The organism is Yersinia hibernica (assembly GCF_004124235.1).
In the GTDB taxonomy this organism is placed as follows: domain Bacteria; phylum Pseudomonadota; class Gammaproteobacteria; order Enterobacterales; family Enterobacteriaceae; genus Yersinia; species Yersinia hibernica.
Genome location: NZ_CP032487.1, coordinates 367,047 through 385,881, shown reverse-complemented (window position 1 = coordinate 385,881; position 18,835 = coordinate 367,047). Strand labels below are relative to the sequence as shown.

Genomic DNA, 18,835 nt, shown 5'->3' with positions numbered 1-18,835 from the left:
CAGTGTGATGGGTCGCGACGGAGAAATAGACCTATATATAATAAGCTAATTATTTTGTTAATGGCGGCGAGATGTAGTGAAAATTAGATGTTAATTACAAGCAAACTCAATCAAAGGCATCAGTGCCCGGTGGGTATCGGTAGGGTTCAAGGCGGGTAATCGTCATCAGCGGATTGATAATCCAGTGATAAAGCCAGACGCAAAATAGCAGCAACCGGCTCAAATAAGGCCTCAGGGATGGTCTCGCCACAAACTACATCGCGATGTAATGCCCGCGCCAGCGCCCTATTTTCGACCACAGGAATTCCCTGCTGTTCGGCTAATTTGATAATCAAAGCGGCCTGTTCACCTTGGCCCTTTTCAATCACCACCGGCAGTGGGGCATCATCGGGATGATAAAGCAAGCACACGGCAAAATGGGTCGGGTTGCGCACGACCGCGGTGGAGCGCTGCACATTTTTAGCAAAACTGCCGCTTTGCACCTCTTGCTGTAACTGTCGCCGCTTTTGCTTAATATGTGGGTCTCCGTCACTGTCTTTGTATTCTCGCTTGACCTCTTCATGAGACATTTTGAGTTGTTTCATGGTGTTATAGCGCTGAAAAGTATAATCCAGCAGGGAAAAAACCACGTAACAGATAATTAATGCGCCCAGCAACCAACCCATTAATGTGCTAAATACGGGGAGAGCACAGTGGCTACCACAATAAGCCAAATAACCAAAAGAAGCGGTGTATCGCGCCAATAAATAGCCGAAGATCAGAGTTAATACGGCCACTTTGAGTAATGATTTGCTTAACTCGAACAGGCTGCGTAATGAAAAAAGTTGTTTGGCATTATTGATGGGATTGATGTGTTCGCCTTTAAACGCCACAGCTTTGCTCGCCAATAGCGGCCCGACCTGCGCAATACCGGCGATAATCGTCATTAAAATCAGTGCGCCACCCAATATTCCGACAATATGAACCAGCACTGCCATGCACTCTGACCCGATATGCGCCAGTGCCAAGGTGAAAGGTTGCTGCACTTGATTGATTGAATTGCCTATCAGCGCGCTAATCTGTGCCATCAAAGTGGTGCCCGTCAGGAAAAAATAGGCCACCAGCACCACCAACTGTACCCCAGAGGTTATCTCGACACTCTTAATCACCTGCCCTTTCTCTCGGGCTTCTCTCAGCCGTTTAGCTGTGGGTTTTTCATTTTTTTCGCTACTCTCACCGCTCAATATCACCACCTTTTATCAGAGGGATCAGTGTGCTTATTTTCTGCTCAGTATGATTAATACCCACCAAATAGTGATGTAATGCATAAGGCAGACTAATGAGTAACAGAAACAAGGCTAATGCACTTTTGATAGGCATCGCCAGAAAGAACACATTCAGTTGTTGAGAGGAGCGATTGATTAGCCCTAAAGATAAATCTGCTAAAACCATCACCAAGATCGCGGGTAAAGCAAAACTCAGACAGAGTTCATACATCAAATGCCACTCACTTTGCAGAAAGTGCAGCATTGCCGATGTGGGCTGGATGCCACTGCCCACAGGTAAGATATTATAAGAGCCATAAAGTGCCGACAGCACCAAATTGAAGCCGCCTGACGTCAGAAACAAGACCGTTAATATTTGTGTGAACAGCACACCAAAAATGGACGATTCCATGCCCATACTCGGGTTGAACAGTGTCGACATAGTGGCACCTCGCAAGGTGTCAATCAGAAAGCCCGCCATATCAATTGCCCAAAAAGGCAATGCCGCGACAAAACCAATCATCACCCCGATAACAAGCTCGAGGCATAACACCCAGAACCACCCGGTGAGGCTATCGTGATACATGAATGAGGCGGTGAAAAATAGCGGAGTGACCGGCAAGGCGATGGCAAGAATCACCCCATTGCGCAGCAAGCTACTGCCCAAACTGCGAGCAGTAAACAGAGGCAATATCAATAACATGCCATAAGGACGCACCATCGCCAGCCCCAACGCCCCGAGCCAATACAAAGAGTCCTGCATATTAAGACCGCATACTGGTAATCTGCAAAAAGGTCTGCTGGGTGTAGTTCAACAATGTCGCCCCCATCCAATGATAAGTCATCAATAGCGTGGCCGAGACGGCGAGCAATTTAATCAAAAACTGTAATGTTTGGTCCTGTATTTGGGTCAGTGCCTGCAATAAACTCACCACTAACCCGACCACGGACGCCACCACCACCACCGGCATTGATAATAGTAAAACCAGCCATAACAATTGGGTCGCCAGATGAATCACAATGGCATTACTCATTGCCGCTTCCCTCGATGACTATTCATAAGTAAGAACCCACCAACTGCCCCAGCAGCATGTCCCAACCATCAATTAAGATGAAAATCAATAACTTGAATGGTAGTGAAATGGTGATTGGGGAGACCATCATCATGCCCATGGCCAACAAAATATTGGAGACAATCAAATCAATGGCCACAAAGGGCAAGTAGAGCAGCAATCCGATTTTAAATGCCTCCGTCAGTTGGCTGAGGGTAAAGGCGGGCATTAATATCAGTAGTGAATTGGATTTGATGGTGTTGCGATAACGTTCTGGCCACTTGGTCTGGATGATGTCGTTGAAAAAATGGATCTGTTCCGTATCAGTATTTCGTTGTAAAAAATCGCGGTATGGCCCCAGCGCATGTTCATCAATATGGTGCAGTAAATCCCCCATATCATTGGGCAGCGGCTCATCTTGCAGGCGGGCATGCACATCCAACCCCACCGGTGCCATGATGAAAATGGTTAACACCAGCGCCAGACCGTAAATAGCAATATTGGGTGGCACCTGCTGTACCCCCAGCGCATTACGTAACAATGAAAACACAATCGATAGTTTGAGAAATGATGTCCCCATGACCATCAATAGGGGGAGCAATGACAGGATAAAAAGCAGGACAATCAATTGAGAGGACGAATTCAACAACTCCATAGTTTATTCCACAAAAACTAGCCTATTGGGTAAAAACAATACCCACAGTATTTGCGCAGACCGCTTTTCTCAACATCGGGTCATCACCTGAATAACCCCATATCGCCCTATTTTTACTCAAAGTTGCAAGCACACCGCCGGTTACCCAACACCATTGCCGCTGCCGCAAGGATGCAAGGTAAGCCACTGATTAATAAGCACCACAAACTGCCCCTCACAACACAATAAACTGCCACTTCCGACAGATTGCCCGTGCAGACGAATATTCACCTCTCCGTAGAGCTGAGTTTGGCATGGCAGTGTTTGCCCGACATCCAACTGTTTGATGTCGCCCAATGGCAAGGTGAGACGGCCAATTTCCATGACCAGTGTTTGCGGCAGTTGATCCAGTTGTAGCGCCTGTGGTGCAGTCGGTAGTGCGGCGATATCACGCGACGGGTCAATGTCGTCATTAATTTGTTGAATAGTCATTCTGTTTCCATCTTCCAGTTTGATATAAATCTGTGCTGACGCCAGTGGCCATAACCAACAGTTTCCTTGCTCCCATTCCGCGGCACAGTGGATTCGCACCCCATCCCCCGGCTTGATGTGCTGCAATTGATACAGTGATAATCGGCTCCACCCCAACACTAACCCCGTTTGCCAGGGCACCTCAGGCTCGGTGACCTGCTCACACTGCCATTCAGACAAGATTGCGGTTAGTGCCGCCAAAGGCCAATCGAGCAACACGCCACTCAGTTGCTGGCCTTCCAGCTCGAAAGTCAGCACCACGGCCCATTGGGGCAGCAGTGTCATGGCCACCGGCACCGCGCTGTGGATAGCCAACTCGGGCAGCACCGTCGCCAGTGGACTCATGGCCCACTGGGCCATGGCACTGACCAACTCTGTCGCCAGCAACTGGGGGTTGTCAGTGGCCAGCGCCGATAGCAGCCAGCTATTCCAGCAAGACTGAGATAGCCAGCAACCGCACGGCTTACCCGCATATTGGAGCGGCAGATAAATACCCACACCATCAGTAGGTGATAATATGGCGCAGACCCCCGCGGCATGCCGTCCCCGGCCAATCACGCCGCTGAGATGGCGTAATTCAGCCGACAATATCCCCAGCATGGGTCACCTCCAACAAGCAAGGAAAACCCCATTGATGCAGTTGCCGCTGCCAACGTGTTTGTAACCGCTGTAGGCGCTCAACCCATTCACCGTTGGCATGGCTGAGTACAATATGCAAACCATCCGCGGCCAGACAGACATGAACCCGGACGCCCGACAATGGGCCACTCATAATGTGGTAGTCAGTCTGCATCAGATTAGCGCCCTCTGAGGGCGTCATTGACTGGGCAATATCCTGCATTGGCGATGCCCGCGGGGGAAGATAGCGGGCAAATTGCTGTTTTTGCCGCTCATTGGCTAAACTTTGCGCCCGCCGCGCGCCGAGGTACTGCTCACTCAGTGGCGGTAATGCCCCCTCAATATCAATTCGACTCATCTTTTATTAGCATCCGTAATTTTTCCTGTTCACACTGATTCGCCCGCAACTGCGCCTGCTGTAATGCAATGGCGGCCTGTTGTTGCTGTCTATGAGCCGCCAACTCACAGAGCGATTTTTGCAGCCGCCGTTCCGCCTGATACAGCTGGTGCTGCAACACTTTTTGCTGCTGTGCTTTCGTCGGGCTCAGTTGGCCGCGCCATTGGGTAAATACATGTAATTTCTGGCATAATTCTTGGCGTTCTTGATGGATACTGGCCAATTGCTGTGCTTGTTGTTGCTGCTCTTGCTGCAAACACATTAATTGCTGACGTAACCGGCGCTCTTTGCGCTGGCGCAGTGCCAATAAGCGCTGGAAAATACCCACGGCGGGATTGACTAACCCAGCACCTGTGCGAGTTGCGCCAAGGTGTGAGCCAGCTCGTGAGTGTCGGTTTTGCCTGGTGATAATAAACTCTCCTGTTGCAAGAACGCGCAGATTGCCGGGTATCGCTGTAGCGCTTCGTCAGCTTGTAAATCTTGCCCTTTCTGATATTCACCCACTCGCACCAGCAGTTCTATCTCCTGATAGCAGGCCTGTATATGGCGCAGTTTCTGGGCCAGAGCTTGATGCTCAGCACTGACAATGTGCGGCATGATCCGGCTAACACTGGCCGCAATATCAATGGCCGGATAGTGCCCAGCACCTGCCAGTTGCCGAGACAAAACAATGTGCCCATCCAAGAGAGAGCGCACTTCGTCGGCCACCGGCTCGTTCATGTCATCCCCCTCAACCAGCACCGTGTAAAAAGCGGTGATGCTGCCGCGCTCACTGTTCCCTGCCCGCTCAAGTAAACGGGGTAACGCGGCGAAAACACTGGCCGGAAAGCTGCCCATCACCGGCCGCTCACCGGCCGCCAAGCCAATTTCACGAGCGGCTCGGGCATAGCGGGTCAGTGAGTCGGCCATTAGCAACACTTTTAGCCCGCGTTCACGGAAATATTCAGCCACCGTGGTGGCGGTATAAATACCTTTCAGCCGTTCCAGTGCCGGGCGGTCGGACGTCGCCACCACCACCACCGTACGGCGGCGGGTGTCGGGAGTGAGCACTTGCTCAAGGAATTCCCGCACTTCACGCCCACGTTCACCAATCAGCGCCAACACCGTGATATCCGCAGAACAACCGCGACATAGCATGCTCAGCAAGCTACTTTTACCCACTCCGGCGGCCGCAAAAAACCCGATTCGCTGCCCTTCACCACAGGTCAATACCCCATCAATGGCACGAATTCCGGTGGGCAATACTTGCTGGACTGGCTGGCGGGTTAAGGAGTCTGGGGGCGGATAATCCAGCTCATGCCAATGCCCCGTCAGCGGCGGGCCATCATCAATTGGCATACCCAGACCATCCAATACCCGCCCGAGCAAATCAGCACCGACTCTAATGCGGTGCGCATGGCCAAGTGGAGAAACCCATTGACCACTGCGTAAGCCAGCAGGGGAGGCAAATGGAGACAACCAGGCCGTTTGCTGCTCAATGCCGACCACTTCAGCCAACATATCCGGTGCCGCAATTTGGCATAACTCCCCCAGTGCCACGCCGGGTAAATGGGCGCGTAGCAGTGTCGGGCCGACATCTAAAATCGGCCCACAAAATATCCAGCCATTGGGTGGCGGGGACGAGCAGCGCAATGGTTGCGGTAATTGAGAGCTTAATGCCGCGATATCAGGCAACTTCATCCAATTCATCTCCGATAAGCTCAATGGTACCGGCCACCTTAATATTCATTTCATCACCCAGCTCCTGCCAGGAGAGCACCGGCAGCACAAAAATATCCCGCTCAACAATTTTGCGCAGAAAACGGCGCACATCGATGGTGGTCAGCAACACGGCATCGGTATTTTCAGCCGCCGCATTTTTTATTTTGTCGAGCAGCAGCCGTGAATGTTTATCTCCCAGCGCAGAATAGGTTCCCGCCGATGTCTGACGAATTGATTCGCGGATCAGATTTTCAGCCCCTTCGCCCAGCCGCAGTACCGGCAACCAAGCTTTATTTTTGCTAAACCGGCCACACACATGGCGGCGTAATGCAATACGCACATATTCGGTCAACATGACGATATCTTTCTCTTTGGGCGCCCATGCCACCAGCGCCCCGAAAATAGTGCGCAAATCGCGGATAGAAACATCCTCTTCCACCAGCCGTTGCAATATTTCCGCCACTTTCCCAACGGGCATCTGGCGCTGTAGTTCTTTCACTAACTCGCCGTAGCGCCCCTCCATGGCATCCATCAGATAGCGAGTTTCCTGCACACCAATAAACTCAGCGGTATGCCGTTCGAGTACCCGGGTCAGGCAATGAATAATGCGCTGATGCCCTTGCGCATAGGGGATCCCAAGGGTGCTGGCCTGGCTCCCTTGTTCTGCTGCCAACCACTCAAAAGTGCCCATTTTTATGCCAAGGGCTTGATGGCGAGTCGCGAGCAAGCTACTGGGTTGCAGCAGTAACAAATCATCGGCGGGCAATGTCAGTGTCAACACTTGCTCCTGATAGACCCGAATCGATAATTCATTCTCCGCCAAGCTGGCATCACTGCGGACAATCACTTCGGGCAAGGGCACGCCAAGATGTTCAAACCAGCGCCAACGCAAGCCATCGAGGTCTCGCGCCAAATGGGGGTAACGTAAGTTGGGCGCACAATACAGCATCAGCGGCACCGCTCCTGGATCCATCGTATTGGCTGGCGAAGGTTGGTTTTCGCCACTGTCGCGCGCCCCGGCGCTGAACTTTTTTTTCCGATACAGTAAAAGGGCAGGGGTGGCGACCAGTGCGGCCAGAATGATAAAAACCACAAAAGGAAAACCCGGTAATAGCGCAAAAATAGCCAGAATAGCTGCCGCCAGCAACAAGGCATCCGGTTGACGCCCTACTTGCACGGCCAGATCTTTCGCCAAGCTTTGTTTATTATTGCCGGGAACCCGGGTCACAATAATCCCAGCAGTGATTGAGATAAGTAATGACGGGATTTGAGCGCATAAACCATCACCCACCGACAGCACGGCATAGGTGGTCATCGCCTCCTCGGCAGACATATTATGTTGCAGCACTCCGATAGTGATGCCGCCAATAATATTCACCAGAATGACAATAATCCCCGCGATGGCATCCCCTTTAACAAACTTCATGGCCCCGTCCATCGCACCAAACAGCCGACTCTCTTTTTGCACCCGCTCGCGCAAGCGCCCAGCTTCGACAGAATCAATCACGCCCGCACGCATATCGCCATCAATACTCATTTGCTTGCCAGGCATGCCATCCAGTGAAAAGCGGGCGCTGACTTCAGCAACGCGCTCCGAACCTTTGGTGATCACGATAAACTGCACCACGGTGATTATCGTAAAAATGATAAGCCCTACCGCCAAATTTCCCCCGACGACAAACTGGCCGAAGGCTTCGACAATATCGCCAGCATCGTGCTGTAGCAGCACCAACCGTGTGGTACTTATAGTTAATGCCAACCGATAAAGTGTGGTGATGAGTAACAGCGACGGGAAGACCGAGAATTCAAGTGGATCGCGCAGGTAAATCGAGATCATCAGCAGGATGACGGAAAATGCGAGGTTGACGGCAATCAGTACATCGACCATCACGGTGGGCAGCGGCAAGATCATCATAAAGATCGCCACCAACAACATGATCGCCAGAAAAACATCCTGGCGCGCGACTATCAGCATCAAACCGCGCATAAATGCCGATTGCCTCATTGATATTCTCCCGGCAGCCGGCGGAGTAAAGCGCGCTGTTGCTGATAGAGCTGATACCAACACTCCGCCCCAGATAGCGCAGGGGGCGAGCAACTGACCATCAGGCCCATTTTCAATAAGTAGATACGCTGAGGCACACCATTAAAACGTTCCAGTTGCCAACATTCCTGCAGCAGCAATAAGTCATCATGGTGATAATGCCGATGTTGCACGCCACAGGTCAGTAATAACCGCGCATTACGCCACTCAAGAAAAACCAGCCGCTGTTCTATCTGCCATTCCATACGCGAGGTCAATACCGAGCAGGGTAACTCCGCCATCTGGGTAAACAACTGGAGGTTACGGGTCACGACTAAATCCATTTCCATAACCACACCCCATCAAAATAATTGCCTGAATTAACAATCCATAGCAAGAATACGGAGCCCGTGGCCTCAGCTCTATCAGGTATTGGCCTGATTCGGCGGTTTATATCTCCAGTAACACCGCGAGAATTTGCTGTTGCTGTTCTTGATCATTGAAGCAATCAAGCGGCATAAGATTAAATAATTCATAGAATCGACGAATAAATCGACTGCGGGTATTTATGTCCTGACCCGCCATCAGCTCAATCCGCGGTTGTAACCAGCCACTAAATAGCCAAGGTTGGCCCACCACGGCCAGCACTTCGCTCAGGATAGTATCCCCCTCGAGAGCGCAGGTTCTCCCCATGCGATGGCAATGGTCTTCCAACCCCAGAAACATCAGCAAGCGGCGAAGTTGATTCAGGGTAGCGGCCAGCCGCTCGCCATGTTTAGGCGCAGGCTGAGAAGCCAAGTCAAACGCAACGGCGCGCATTAATACTCGAACCCGTTGCTGGCGCTGTGGCCAGCGGCTCACTTGGGTAAACCATTCCGCGACGGATAATTCACTGTGTTCAATACTTTGTGCAAACAGTTGCTTAATCGCCCCCAGTTCACGATTTTCTTTGCCGCCCAACTCAAGCAAACCAAATAACTCAATTTCCCAGCCGCTGTTTTCCAGTAATGGCTCTAGCAATTGCGTTAAACTGCGGCGACGTAATGGATTATTTTTGCTGTACGCCATCATCGCGGCCAGCAGCAAGATTTGCTGCCCGACTGACAGCCCCCCTTGGCGAAGTTGACTGGTAAGCACAGCAATATCCATCTCCAGCGGAATATGCTTGGGCAGCAAAGAATCCGTGCCCGCGGATAACTGGGTGATTAAGGTCACCAGTAATTGCTGGCGGCGCTGGTTGCGCTCCTCCGCCTCAACGGATTTTTGATCTTTTAATCGGGAGCCTAAACTTAGCCCGATCTCCTCCATGGTTTCTTCCAATGCCGTTTGCCTGACCTCAGACAATTCAATGCCAGCTAACTCCATCACGGATCGCGCGGGCGTTATTTCCCCCTCTAACTCGCCACTATGGCGCGAGAGTCCGTGAATGGCATCGGCATCTGACACATTATTATTGGCCGTTATCATGCGCAGGTCCTGATGAGATAAAATCCTGATGAATCAATGGTTCCGGTGATTCCTGTAGCCACAGAAGAAGTTGCGATAAATGGCGCTGGAGAGAAAGAGTGAGCTGGAGCACCGGAGAGCCAAATTGCGCCTGATCCTCTGCCATATTGTCATCTGCCACACACTGCACTCGCGCGCCTAGTGCCGAGGCCACGGCAGAAAAATGCTGTGGGTGAACCCGTAACTCTAGCTGATTATGCTGGGCCATTTTTGCCACCTGTGCCGCCAGACGATGAATCAGAATTTGGCTCGCCGCCTGCTCTCCCGCCCAAGCGGTAATCACCGCGGTAAGCGCGGCCAAAATAGCTGCTCGGGACTGCGTAATCAGTGATGACTGCACATGTTCGCCCGCCACTAACCAAGCAACATGCTGGGCTAACACATCAGATTCCATTTGGTGCCGAGTTTGCTCAATCAGCGTCTCCGCCTGCTGTTGTGCTTGAGCCAGTAGTAACTCGCACTCCGCTTGCGCGGCTTGCATAATGTCAGCGGCCTGCGCTTGGGCATCAGACAAAATATCGCGGCGTTGTACCATTTGGTGTAACTGAGCCGCAGGGATAACCGCGCCAACAGGCAATGAAAAATCAAATTTCTCCACGCGGAGCTGAAAGGGATTCACAACAAACGCTCTAATCGGGTTAGCCAATGATCAACAGCAAGGGATAACGACCGCGATATAAATAGTGACCGCGGTAACGGGGGTAATGAAATACACATTGCTCGCCACACAATGCAATCACGACGAACATGATGAGCCAGGCTCTGCCCCAGTCGCGAAGCAACAATGGGCAATTGCTGCGGGCTTAATCGGGCAGGAAGATAGCCGCGATATCCCATTCCCATTAACTGCTGGATGTCACTTTCGTCAAATAACGGCGCAAGTGCCTGCCGATACTGGCGTAGGCGTAGATAATCATCACATTGCAAATAAACCAATCCCAATGCCAGGCAGCGGGCCAATAAACGCGGCGGTTCCACTATTTGATATTGCTGCTGTTGGGTCAATAGGGCGGGCAGTGATTGCTGCGGAAAGTTTCGCAAACTATTTAGTACGACATTCAGCGCGGCATCTAATTCATGGCTGCGGCCATAGCAGTAATTTCCTGTTTTAAGCCCCGCCGCCGCTAACCATAATGGATGGGCAAATTGTGCCGGCCGCCAAGCTAATTGATGTAAATACCGAATATCGGCGGTTAATGGCAATATCACTCCTCCCTCCCCTAGCGGCGCAGATACCGCAACAAGCAAGCCGTTGACAGCCCGACCAGCAACACCAGCAGCAAACCCACGGCTATCTGCAAGGTAGCAGCATGGCGTAATAGCCATTGCAGCGCCGCTTCGGAATGACTTTGCTGCGCTATGGCTGGAGCACTGAACCGATAATTAGTCGGCTGCATCACCACACTAATCTGTGAAAGATCGATTCCCGGAATAGCATCGCGGATCAGGTTCTTAATTTGCGGTTGATAACTCAATAAATTAACTTCCGGTGAATACTTAATAAGCACCGAGGCCGCATGCGGAACACTGCTTTTACCATCTGTTGGCGCAGGCATGGCAATGGTCACATCCGCTTGAATCACCCCATCCATATGGCTCAGCATGCTTTCCAATTGCTGCTCTTTTAGATAAACCATCTTGGCCTGCTCTTGCCCCGGAGACGTCACCAACTGATTCGATGGAAACAACTCATCTACCGTGGCAAATTTTTGGCGTGGAAAACCATTTTGGCGTAGCAGTTCCACGGCATCAATAAACTGACTTTTATCGACATTCAGCCCGACGGTGCCCCCTTTTTCGGGCTGTTTTTCCGCTTTGATCTGATGCAACATCAATAACGCCAGCATCTGGTTGGCTTCCCCTTCCGCCAGCCCGCTATACAGCTCCATACCGCAACCGGAAAGTGACATCACCATCAGGAATAGTGCTAGCGCGCGCCCCCCCCTTCTCATTGCATATTGACCAGTTTGTTGATGTTCTGCCCGACAACACCGACAACTTTTGCAGTTAAATCAACGGCCAATGTGGCATGCATCCATTCAGACTGGATAGGTAGCAAATTATCCGGAGACATCATGGGAGTGGATGGCTCAACCGGCTGCATTAACTGCGCAAATTTGGCGATATGCTGCGCATCAGCTGGCTGCTGAAATGCCGTACTCGGTCTGGTAGCCGCTTTGATAGCATCAATTTCCATCAGATAACCTCGGGAGAATAAATCGTGTGATAGCGCGCAGAATTATATTTTGGCGGAACAAGAAATTCCTTGTTGCAGCAAAACCGACATACCACGCGCCTCTTTTGAGGTAGAGGACGCCAATAGCGCCAATGCCTCATTCTGGCGGTGAAGCCCAAATAACAACATGGCCTCACAAACTAAACGCACTTGAGGATCGGGAATTAACTGAGGTAAGACATTAAGAATATCGCGAGCCTCTGCCAATAAACTGTGATTCACTCCCGCTAGCGCGGCCTCTACCAATAGCTGGCGGCAAGGTGCTGAAAGTAAGATCATATTTTGGCAATAATCCCACTGACCATATCCTTAATCCCTTTCATCAAAGCACTGCTGAAATTGATATAAGATGAATATTGCTGCATAGCGAATTGCATTTTTAGCATGTGTTCAGGATCAGAGGGATTACCGGATGTCATCTGGCTTTGAAAATCCTGTCCAATCTTATTAATGCTCTGCGCCAACCCATCAACTAATACGTTTATATCCATGAGACCCCCTATTCCATAAGTGACCGCATATGTGACGGACACTGCTGAAAACGGCGACGAAAACTATCAGAGAAATGAGCGTGATTGCTAAATCCACACTCCATGGCAATATCTGCCACGCGTAATCTGGTGGATAACAGCAACTCACAACCTTTTTTCAAACGTTGATCAAGTAACCATTGCTTGGCAGACATGCCAAATTTTTCGTAAAACAAGAAATTCAATTTACGTGTCGAAATACCTAATTCATCGGCATAGCGTGAAACTGTCCATGGGTTGAGACGATTCTTGTCGAAGAACTCCAGTAATTCATTGTTGGTGCCCACGATTGATTCTAATAATTGAGAGAAGTAAATCGGTTCCAACCCCAAACAATATAGATAAAGAAACCGGAGTGATGCACTTCGCTCAATATCAACCAACTGTTCCGCAGCACCAATAATATCGTTATTTGCAGGCAATACTTTGTAGCGTTCAGATACGTTTTGAGGTAATCGGAATTTATTCGATTGCACCATTTTACTGGCTAAATCCTGGTATAACGGTAACAGGTCTATGGAATGACACAATATTGAGATAAACGTGCTTTGTGAAAAAGAGGATACACTTGCCTGCTCATCGGTAATAACTAGCTTCCCAGCTGGAACAGTATAACAACCCCCTTCACTTCGTAATATTCCCTCTTGGCGAAATAGAATAAATTTTATTGATTTCATAATATCCCTTCGAGTGCCATTGTCCTTGTAAAATATTGACAAATAACCTGGCAAATCGATATCCGGTATAGACCTTAGATTTAATTAAAGTATCTATGCCATTTTTCCCGCAGGGAATGTGGCTTTGTCTATCTCATTTAACATCTGTAGATACCCGTCAAATTTGGATAGTTTTTCAATGACTTCTTTTTCATTTGTCGTTAAGGCTTCTGTCACTGCATCTCTTTTATCACTGTCATGATTCATCCAAAGACCTAATGCACCGGCAGTAATAACACTCAACATTGAAGTGAATATTGGGATATAATTTTTGGCCAGTAAACATAAACTACTACTCACTACCGGATGGATTAACGCGCCTATTGCGCCTAATGAAACCACTATTCCCACGCGGACAAAATAGGAAGTAAAACGAGCAATTTTTTTCGCACTATGAGGAGAGGCATCGCAATATTTGGCTAACATAAAAACAGCCTGCTGCATTGCATCACTCCCCATGGTCAGCTCATCTTTATTTTTACTGGCGCAATCCCAGTTATGGTAAGCACAGGCCAGGTTTGATATTGATAACATCAGATTTAACCCTGTTATTACGCTAATAGGCGTTGCCAGGCCACCACTACAGATGCTAATCCCGACACTTACGCCGAAGGATGCTAAAGAAACTGCCAATTCAATCACATTGATAAAAAATTGCTTCCTGGCTAATTTCACGCGAACATCCATCAAAGTGCTACTTATATCCTCCTGAGTATCCAGTAATTTATTGACATCTAATTCAGTATCTTTAGCCTTTTCTTTAAATATAGTTACATAAGGTAACTCGGGCTTTTCAATATCATGGCCGTCATTAATATGCGCTACGTAAGCTTCATGTTTTGGAGAGATTTTAACAGAAAAGGCTTCTGATATATTTAAGCTCATTAAATACTTCCTATTAATATCTATCTCTGCTTTACACCTTGCCCAATAATAGATTGGCTTTCGCTACTACCGGAGCATATTCGGGGCACATGTCACTCATCTCTATCACTGTTTGTAATGCCTCTCTAGCATCCACTCCCTTTCCTAGAGCATGTAAACAAACGGCCATCTGATAAACGGGTTGCGGGTCTTTTGCTTCCAACAGTAGTGCGCAAGCATAAGCACTCATCGCCAGTGTAAACTCTTGCTGCATTTGCAAAGCACCCGCCAGGGCCAAATGAAAGTGCGGCTCTAATGGGCAGTGTAATGTTAGCCAAGAAAAATCGGCTACAGCCGCACTATAATTACTTTCTAACCACGCCTGATAACCCCGTGAATATCTTTCTTGCACCTCCTGAGAATGAATATCCTGATTATCACTTACAACTGGTAAGTTAATAATACCCTTGCCCGCTAATGCGCTATTTATGTTAGCGCAAATCGCCTGTAATTCATCAAAACCATCCTCACTCATGTTACCCCTTAGCTAACATCAAATAACAACCAGTCATCACCATTAATACTTTTATTCAATGCCCCTTTAGCGATAAGTATTTTAATAAGCCGATGGCGCATTGATTGTAGAGTTGGACTGGACACATTATCTACAATCATCATTCTGATAATCGACAACTCACTAATACTTTTTCCTAAATGATGTAATAAATTAAATAATTTAAAAAAATTACCGGGCAAGACATTGTCATCCGTTTTTTCCAAGTAACAAACAATAAACTCACCACTCTCCACCCGGTAAATAACACGGTAATCATAAAGCTGAAACTCATAACCTATTTGCAGTGCACTTTCTTCAAAGTAAGCTATTTTAACTGGACAACCTTTACGGCTTAAATATTGTTCGGCATTGAGTGAACTATATTTCATGGTTTATAACTTCACCGCCATGGAAATTTGGCCCATCATATTATTTATGCTATTACCCAAATCCTTCATATTTTGTCGCGATTCATTCAGTTTATCCAGTAATTCACTTATATTCTTATTATAAGATTGTGCGCTGCTGCTTTGCAGATCACTGGTCATACGTAGCAAATCTGCATTACGCGCCATATCCCCTTCAACCAACTTACCACTGCCTGCCCCGAGCTGCCCGAGTGCTGAGCCGCCATGTGTTGCAATATCACCGAATTTAAAGCTAGCTGCCGCCCCCGCGCCGCTGACAAGGCCTGAAAGAATAGAGCAGACACCACTTGCAATAGCGCCAGATGCTGTTTTATCGATGGCTTCACGTTTATTACTCATTGAGCTGACTTGAATATCCCAACCGAGTTTTTGTTGTTTCTGATTATAGTTATTAAGCAAATCACGTATTTTTTTAAATAATAAATTCATTTTAAAAATAATATTTGACAGGTCGGAGATAAAATTCTCAGTATAGTTTCCCGCACTTTCACTCTCCTTTTCAGTGGCGATTTTACTTTGCTCAGGTAGTGTTATTTGATGATTAACTGACATATTCATAATAACCTCGCTATATCAATGAGTTTGCAATGCCGACCTGTAACATGCCGTTCTGACGGATATTGTCATTTAATTTTGTTAATGAATCTTGTGCATTCTGAGAAGTTTCCTTGAGTTGTTTCAGCTGATGCTGTTTATTTCGCTCCACCCATTCATCCATAAATTGAGTAAAATCTTGGTCAAGAATTAACTTTTGAATCTCTTTTTGTAACCCGGCGTTTTGAACAGATAGTTGGCCATTATTAATTTGTACTGCCGCACTACTGCATTTTTGAATAATCAGTAAAGGTGAAGTGGCAATATCTTTTAAAATTGTTGTCACTGACTTTTTCATAATGGCTCGAGTACACTGCTGGCTCAATTCCTCGGTGGTAAGAATGACCCCTTTTTTTATTGCGTCCTGAGCCAGCTTTTTGGTGACGCCACTCACCAGTTTTTCGATCCCTTGGTGAGTAAATGATTTGGTGATATTGCGTACCAAAGTCATTTCCGCCTTTACCGCCTGTTTAGCTGCGGTTGATGCCATCTCAGTGGCCTCGACCATCTCTATTTCCATTGCTTTCATAGAGATATCGCAACTCACCTGCTGACAAACATCCTTACCAAACTGCCCTGCGAGTTGCTCAATTTCTTCAGTTGCGCCGCGTTTGATAGCATCCGTCAATGCTTCCCCCCCTCCTTTTGCCAGTACATCACCCGCTCCTTGGGTCACGGCACGGGCAGCATTGATTGCGCGGCCCGCCTGAAACAAATCAATTGCCATGGCAAAACACTCAAATCCCAGTTGAACTTTACCTGCAACATCAATAACTTCCTGGCATTTCTCCTTTGGTGCCCCACATAACATCGCGGTTTCCGCAGCGGCTTTGACCAATCCCGCCGTGCCCGCGGCTAAATAGGCAACCCCCGATGTCATCGCGACCGGATCACCGGTTAAAACACCCTCAGCAATCTTAAGCGCGCCATAAACCACCTCGGCAGCCCCAATAATCCAATCAAATACCGCATTGAAAATCCCCGCTTTTTTGGCTTTATCGGCTTGCTCAACAGCTTTATCAATCTGTTTTTGATATTCAGATACGCGCTTATCACGTAAAAAAGCCTGAACATCCGTGGCGCGCTCCATTTGCTTACCTATTGATTTGCACAAGTCAGAGAACAGCCCAATATTCAGATTACCGGCCATCGACATGATAAGTTGCATATCCATACTGTCGGGGCGATCAAGCAAAAATCGGTTTCCGCCCGCTTCAGCTAAGCCCGCGCGCGGCAAAGATCCCAGCAAACGATCGAGCGCACTTTGCGCATTTTGTTGTGTCACTCGGAGGGAGCGGGTATTGGCATCCAGTGGGGAGGGCAGCCCAGCAATACCGCGCCAGTCGGGCATTTTAATTGGCGATAACGCGGGGCTGTTAGCCACCATCATCACCGGTAAATCACTCAAAACGGATGCTTTAAAACCTATGGCATCAGACATGTCACACCTCCAGTAGCAAAGCCGCTAACCCGTGTTCGACTTGTTGTTTCACTTGAGCCCATTCAGGGTGCGAATGGCACCAATTTAATGACATTCGGAAAGCTTTTTCAGCGTAATCCCTGTTACCGCAAGCCCTATAACATTGCGCAGCAAAATAGGAGGGCCTAGGGTCATCGACTTGAATCTGTCCTGCACGGCTAAAACTGTAAATGGCCTGATGAAAATCAGCCGTTTGCTGATAACACAAACCTAAGGTCAGCCAATAAGAGAAATTCCAATGATCCAGTCGCACTAATAAATTTAATAATCGCTTGGCGCTGTCATATTCCGCGCCTTGGCACAATTGCACAGTGTATTCATATACCAATGCCAAATCTTGTGGGTTCATTTTGGCTAACATGTGCAGAGAGCCGCCTCGCCGCATAAAGTTAATAATCTCGTCACTGGGTTGAATACTCATGTCACACCATCCTCAGCACGCAATATTATTAACAAAAACTGCGGGCAATCGTCATCAGTAAATCTTTTAAACCTGTTTGCAATGTGCTGATGTTATTGGCGCAAACGTTATAACTCTGCATAATTTTCTGTAGCTGTAATTGATCTTGGCTCATCGTGTCTGTGGCACGATTTTTCTCATTATCCAATGCTGCTTTCACCGCCTGAAGTTGTCCTTTATCCAACTCAGGGCCATGTTCGCTTAAATATTTATCAATACTCATTCCATCAACGGTAATGCCATTTTTCCGCATAAAATCAATGACTGAGTCAGGTAGGCGCTCTTTTGTTTTATCATCACCTTTTGCGGCTTTGGCAATAACCTCATCGACTTGATTAGACATATCCTGTGTATCACTGGCATATTTTGAGCGCGCCTGCATAGATTTAAAATTGGTGCTGGCAATATTAGAAAGCACATCAAGAAATGAATATAAGACTTCTAATCCTATACTAAAAATATCATCTGAATTATTGGCAGCATAAGGGGCGATATTTTTTTTAACATCACCTACAAAGGGTTTCGCCGCTGGTGCTGAAGAGTATTCTGGCATACTGATATACGTATTCGTTAACATATAAACACTCCTACCTTTCAGTTGAAATAATATTTAAAGAAGATTGTCACTACGGGAGTTTGCTCTCAGTGGCATTAATATTCTTAAGTTGTGTCTCTAACTGTTTAAACTGTATATTCATCTGTGAAATACAATCCAACATTTTGGTTTTTTCTTGTTGAAAACCATTAGGAAAAGCCGCATCCAAACGGGATAATGCTTCTCTGGCTTTACTATCGTGAACTGCACGTTGTTGCAGCAGCTCAATATACTGTTGATAATCCTTAAGTTTATTAAGGCCAGAGTTTAACTGACTATATCTACCCTGAAGATCACCTAGCATATATTGAATAGGATCATTTTCACTCATATAACAGTCCTTATCTATTCATTAGCTCTTCATTTGATTTTGTATTATTTACTTCCGTTGATCTTTTACATTCTAATCATTGCTTTTAAAAAATAGCATCACAAACAAAATTATTTCTTATAGCGAAGAATCAGTGTTTCTATAATATTTTCAGCACTGTCAAATGCTAACATTATGTCATGCAGATATTTATAATTCTCAGGTGTTTGCTGGAGAGACAATTGATGGGCAACCAATGATTTTTCTTTTGTCAGTAAGGCTTTTCCTTGCTGAACTAATGATGAGTTGGATTTAATATGATCCTCTAACTCAGTGATATGTCGCATTAATTTATTTCCT

27 protein-coding genes are annotated in these 18,835 nt (G+C 47.6%); all 27 read right to left on the bottom strand.

Annotation, left to right across the window (positions count from 1 at the left end):
* Positions 1 to 146: 146 nt before the first annotated feature.
* Positions 147 to 1,223 carry an EscU/YscU/HrcU family type III secretion system export apparatus switch protein gene (locus D5F51_RS01845; protein WP_129195446.1) on the bottom strand — a complete coding sequence of 359 codons (1,077 nt, stop codon included), beginning with the start codon at positions 1,221 to 1,223 and terminating at the stop codon, positions 147 to 149.
* Positions 1,213 to 2,007, bottom strand: a complete 795-nt coding sequence (gene sctT, locus D5F51_RS01840; protein ID WP_025379783.1) for a type III secretion system export apparatus subunit SctT — start codon at positions 2,005 to 2,007, stop codon at positions 1,213 to 1,215. The genes D5F51_RS01845 and sctT overlap by 11 nt, the downstream gene beginning before the upstream one ends.
* Position 2,008: 1 nt before the next feature.
* Positions 2,009 to 2,278: an EscS/YscS/HrcS family type III secretion system export apparatus protein gene (locus D5F51_RS01835; RefSeq protein WP_025379784.1), complete on the bottom strand. Its 270-nt coding sequence runs from the start codon at positions 2,276 to 2,278 to the stop codon at positions 2,009 to 2,011.
* Between the two features lie 22 nt (positions 2,279 to 2,300).
* Entirely contained in the window at positions 2,301 to 2,951 is a 651-nt protein-coding gene (gene sctR / locus D5F51_RS01830) for a type III secretion system export apparatus subunit SctR (RefSeq protein WP_129195445.1), read from the bottom strand.
* A 141-nt stretch (positions 2,952 to 3,092) separates the two neighbouring features.
* Positions 3,093 to 4,061, bottom strand: coding sequence for a YscQ/HrcQ family type III secretion apparatus protein (locus D5F51_RS01825; RefSeq protein ID WP_129195444.1), 969 nt, complete (start codon positions 4,059 to 4,061; stop codon positions 3,093 to 3,095).
* Positions 4,039 to 4,437 carry a hypothetical protein gene (locus D5F51_RS01820; RefSeq protein ID WP_129195443.1) on the bottom strand — a complete coding sequence of 133 codons (399 nt, stop codon included), beginning with the start codon at positions 4,435 to 4,437 and terminating at the stop codon, positions 4,039 to 4,041. Before D5F51_RS01820 ends, D5F51_RS01825 begins: the two co-directional genes overlap by 23 nt.
* Positions 4,424 to 4,738 carry a type III secretion protein gene (locus tag D5F51_RS01815; protein WP_129199127.1) on the bottom strand — a complete coding sequence of 105 codons (315 nt, stop codon included), beginning with the start codon at positions 4,736 to 4,738 and terminating at the stop codon, positions 4,424 to 4,426. The genes D5F51_RS01820 and D5F51_RS01815 overlap by 14 nt, the downstream gene beginning before the upstream one ends.
* A gap of 77 nt (positions 4,739 to 4,815) precedes the next feature.
* A complete protein-coding gene (locus D5F51_RS01810) occupies positions 4,816 to 6,156 on the bottom strand; it encodes an EscN/YscN/HrcN family type III secretion system ATPase (RefSeq protein WP_129195442.1) in 1,341 nt (446 codons plus the stop codon).
* Entirely contained in the window at positions 6,143 to 8,182 is a 2,040-nt protein-coding gene (locus D5F51_RS01805; protein ID WP_129195441.1) for an EscV/YscV/HrcV family type III secretion system export apparatus protein, read from the bottom strand. Before D5F51_RS01805 ends, D5F51_RS01810 begins: the two co-directional genes overlap by 14 nt.
* Complete coding sequence (locus D5F51_RS01800) at positions 8,179 to 8,550, bottom strand: type III secretion system protein (RefSeq protein WP_025379789.1); 372 nt, start codon at positions 8,548 to 8,550, stop codon at positions 8,179 to 8,181. Before D5F51_RS01800 ends, D5F51_RS01805 begins: the two co-directional genes overlap by 4 nt.
* A 100-nt stretch (positions 8,551 to 8,650) precedes the next feature.
* Positions 8,651 to 9,667 carry a TyeA family type III secretion system gatekeeper subunit gene (locus tag D5F51_RS01795; RefSeq protein WP_129195440.1) on the bottom strand — a complete coding sequence of 339 codons (1,017 nt, stop codon included), beginning with the start codon at positions 9,665 to 9,667 and terminating at the stop codon, positions 8,651 to 8,653.
* Entirely contained in the window at positions 9,651 to 10,325 is a 675-nt protein-coding gene (gene sctL / locus D5F51_RS01790) for a type III secretion system stator protein SctL (RefSeq protein ID WP_129195439.1), read from the bottom strand. The genes D5F51_RS01795 and sctL overlap by 17 nt, the downstream gene beginning before the upstream one ends.
* Positions 10,322 to 10,915 (bottom strand): type III secretion system domain-containing protein, encoded by a 594-nt coding sequence (locus D5F51_RS01785; RefSeq protein ID WP_129195438.1) that lies wholly within the window; start codon positions 10,913 to 10,915, stop codon positions 10,322 to 10,324. Before D5F51_RS01785 ends, sctL begins: the two co-directional genes overlap by 4 nt.
* A gap of 11 nt (positions 10,916 to 10,926) precedes the next feature.
* Complete coding sequence (gene sctJ / locus D5F51_RS01780; protein WP_129195437.1) at positions 10,927 to 11,658, bottom strand: type III secretion system inner membrane ring lipoprotein SctJ; 732 nt, start codon at positions 11,656 to 11,658, stop codon at positions 10,927 to 10,929.
* A complete protein-coding gene (gene sctI / locus D5F51_RS01775; RefSeq protein ID WP_025379794.1) occupies positions 11,655 to 11,903 on the bottom strand; it encodes a type III secretion system inner rod subunit SctI in 249 nt (82 codons plus the stop codon). The genes sctJ and sctI overlap by 4 nt, the downstream gene beginning before the upstream one ends.
* Positions 11,904 to 11,945: 42 nt before the next feature.
* The gene (locus D5F51_RS01770; RefSeq protein WP_025379795.1) at positions 11,946 to 12,221 is read right to left on the bottom strand and encodes an EscG/YscG/SsaH family type III secretion system needle protein co-chaperone; all 276 of its coding nucleotides are present in this window, start codon (positions 12,219 to 12,221) and stop codon (positions 11,946 to 11,948) included.
* Positions 12,218 to 12,433, bottom strand: coding sequence for a type III secretion system needle filament subunit SctF (gene sctF / locus D5F51_RS01765; RefSeq protein ID WP_025379796.1), 216 nt, complete (start codon positions 12,431 to 12,433; stop codon positions 12,218 to 12,220). The genes D5F51_RS01770 and sctF overlap by 4 nt, the downstream gene beginning before the upstream one ends.
* Before the next feature lie 8 nt (positions 12,434 to 12,441).
* The gene (locus D5F51_RS01760; RefSeq protein WP_025379797.1) at positions 12,442 to 13,149 is read right to left on the bottom strand and encodes a helix-turn-helix transcriptional regulator; all 708 of its coding nucleotides are present in this window, start codon (positions 13,147 to 13,149) and stop codon (positions 12,442 to 12,444) included.
* A gap of 93 nt (positions 13,150 to 13,242) precedes the next feature.
* Entirely contained in the window at positions 13,243 to 14,073 is an 831-nt protein-coding gene (locus D5F51_RS01755; RefSeq protein WP_245994865.1) for a hypothetical protein, read from the bottom strand.
* A 31-nt stretch (positions 14,074 to 14,104) separates the two neighbouring features.
* The gene (locus tag D5F51_RS01750; protein WP_129195436.1) at positions 14,105 to 14,587 is read right to left on the bottom strand and encodes a tetratricopeptide repeat protein; all 483 of its coding nucleotides are present in this window, start codon (positions 14,585 to 14,587) and stop codon (positions 14,105 to 14,107) included.
* 8 nt (positions 14,588 to 14,595) lie between these two features.
* Positions 14,596 to 14,997 (bottom strand): type III secretion system effector protein SseE, encoded by a 402-nt coding sequence (gene sseE, locus D5F51_RS01745; protein WP_129195435.1) that lies wholly within the window; start codon positions 14,995 to 14,997, stop codon positions 14,596 to 14,598.
* A gap of 3 nt (positions 14,998 to 15,000) precedes the next feature.
* Positions 15,001 to 15,594 carry a type III secretion system translocon protein SseD gene (gene sseD, locus D5F51_RS01740; RefSeq protein ID WP_129195434.1) on the bottom strand — a complete coding sequence of 198 codons (594 nt, stop codon included), beginning with the start codon at positions 15,592 to 15,594 and terminating at the stop codon, positions 15,001 to 15,003.
* Positions 15,595 to 15,604: 10 nt separating this feature from the next.
* On the bottom strand, positions 15,605 to 17,071 hold the full coding sequence (sctE, locus tag D5F51_RS01735; protein ID WP_129195433.1) for a type III secretion system translocon subunit SseC family protein: 1,467 nt from the start codon (positions 17,069 to 17,071) through the stop codon (positions 15,605 to 15,607).
* Between the two features lies 1 nt (position 17,072).
* On the bottom strand, positions 17,073 to 17,531 hold the full coding sequence (locus tag D5F51_RS01730) for a SycD/LcrH family type III secretion system chaperone (RefSeq protein WP_129195432.1): 459 nt from the start codon (positions 17,529 to 17,531) through the stop codon (positions 17,073 to 17,075).
* 28 nt (positions 17,532 to 17,559) lie between these two features.
* Complete coding sequence (sseB, locus tag D5F51_RS01725; RefSeq protein ID WP_129195431.1) at positions 17,560 to 18,147, bottom strand: type III secretion system translocon protein SseB; 588 nt, start codon at positions 18,145 to 18,147, stop codon at positions 17,560 to 17,562.
* A gap of 49 nt (positions 18,148 to 18,196) precedes the next feature.
* A complete protein-coding gene (locus D5F51_RS01720) occupies positions 18,197 to 18,496 on the bottom strand; it encodes a chromosome partitioning protein ParA (protein WP_129195430.1) in 300 nt (99 codons plus the stop codon).
* 110 nt (positions 18,497 to 18,606) lie between these two features.
* Positions 18,607 to 18,822 (bottom strand): EscE/YscE/SsaE family type III secretion system needle protein co-chaperone, encoded by a 216-nt coding sequence (locus tag D5F51_RS01715; RefSeq protein WP_129195429.1) that lies wholly within the window; start codon positions 18,820 to 18,822, stop codon positions 18,607 to 18,609.
* Between the last annotated feature and the right edge of the window lie 13 nt (positions 18,823 to 18,835).